Here is a 1649-nt window from a genome sequence, read left to right on the forward strand (position 1 = left end):
ACCGTCTACACCCGAAGCCTCGACGACGTCACCGCGCGGCTGCCTGAAGTGGTCGAGGCGACGCGAGCGCTCCCGGTCGACGAGCTGATCGCCGACGCCGAGGCGATCGCGCTGACGCCCGACAACCGCCCGCAGCCCTTCCAGGTCACCGCGTCGCGGTTCGGGCGGTCGGTCGACATCGCGGCGGCCCGCGCCGCGCAGCCACTGTCGGTGTTCTTCTTCGACATCCTGCGCTGCGAAGGCGTTGACCTGCTCGACGCGCCGACCAGCGAACGGATCGCCGCACTCGACCGGCGGGTGCCGGCGCCAAACCGAGTCGATCGCCTGATCACCGCAGACCCGACCGCTGCGGCAGATTTCCTCAAGACGACGCTGGCCGCCGGCCACGAAGGAGTGATGGCCAAGTCGCCGACCGCGCCGTACGAAGCGGGCCGTCGCGGCGCCGGTTGGCTCAAGGTCAAACCGGTGCACACCCTCGACCTGGTGGTGCTGGCCGCGGAGTGGGGCTCCGGGCGGCGTCACGGCAAGCTGTCCAACATCCACCTCGGCGCGCGTGACCCGGACACCGGTGGCTATGTGATGCTCGGCAAGACCTTCAAAGGCATGACCGACGCCATGCTGGACTGGCAGACCAAGCGGTTCCACGAACTCGCCGACGGCCCGACCGACGGTCATGTCGTGCCACTGAAGCCGGAGCAGGTGGTCGAAATCGCCTTCGACGGCGTGCAACGGTCGACGCGCTACCCGGGCGGCCTGGCCCTGCGGTTCGCCCGGGTCCTGCGCTACCGGGACGACAAGCCGCCGGCCGAAGCCGACACCATCGACACGGTGCGAGCGTTCTCTTCGCCGTGAGGCCGCTCACGCCTGTGAATCGGTTGTCCCGCGAACCGCCGCTCACCCGGCGTTCAATTCGCTGACACCTGTGGTTATCTTGTCCTGACCACGTTCAGCGTTCCCCCGACCGTTGATTCTGCGATTTCAATTCACAGGTTGATCTGGCATGTTCAGCGTCGGCTCGCGGTACCCAGCCCCCACGGTTTAGGCAGCATTTCCCGGATCAGGAGTCTGCTCAGGTGTCATTGACGGCATATCGAAGCGTCGACGTCGACCGGGATTCCACTGGCGAACCCATCCGGACGGCACGCGAGCGTCGACTCACCCTGGCCCGCCGCGCCGCGGTCCTCATCTGGGCGCTTGTCGTGGGGTACCGGACATGCACCGGCGGACTCGCATTCAACCGGGAACTGCTGTTGGTCTACATCGCGACCGGACTGATCGCAGCCAGCATCGGCCGCGGCCGCAGGACGATCATGGTCGTTCGCGACTGGCTGCCGTTCGCGCTGGTCCTGCTGTTGTACGACGTGAGCCGGCATGCGGCCACCTTTGTCGGGACACCAACGTTGTGGCGGCTGCAACCGCAGGTGGAGCGCTGGATGTTCTTCGGATCGATTCCCACCGTCTGGTTGCAGGAGCGCTTGAAACTGCCCCAGCCGCCCTGGTGGGAGGTGATCATCAGCACGGTCTACATGTCGTTCTTCATCGTTCCCTACGTGGTCGCCGGGTTGCTGTGGCTGCGCAATCGGGAGGACTGGAAGGCATTTGTCCGGCGCTTCGTTTCGTTGTCCTTCGCCGCGCTCGTCGTCTATGTC

General features: G+C 66.2%; 2 pseudogenes. Both read left to right on the plus strand.

Annotated features, from left to right (window positions below):
* A pseudogene (locus WA317_RS00360) lies at window positions 1–852 on the plus strand (ATP-dependent DNA ligase); the annotation flags it as partial.
* Window positions 853–1130: 278 nt separating this feature from the next.
* A pseudogene (locus tag WA317_RS00365) lies at window positions 1131–1649 on the plus strand (phosphatase PAP2 family protein); the annotation flags it as partial.

This window comes from Mycobacterium sp. (assembly GCF_049802695.1).
In the GTDB taxonomy this organism is placed as follows: Bacteria; Actinomycetota; Actinomycetes; order Mycobacteriales; family Mycobacteriaceae; genus Mycobacterium.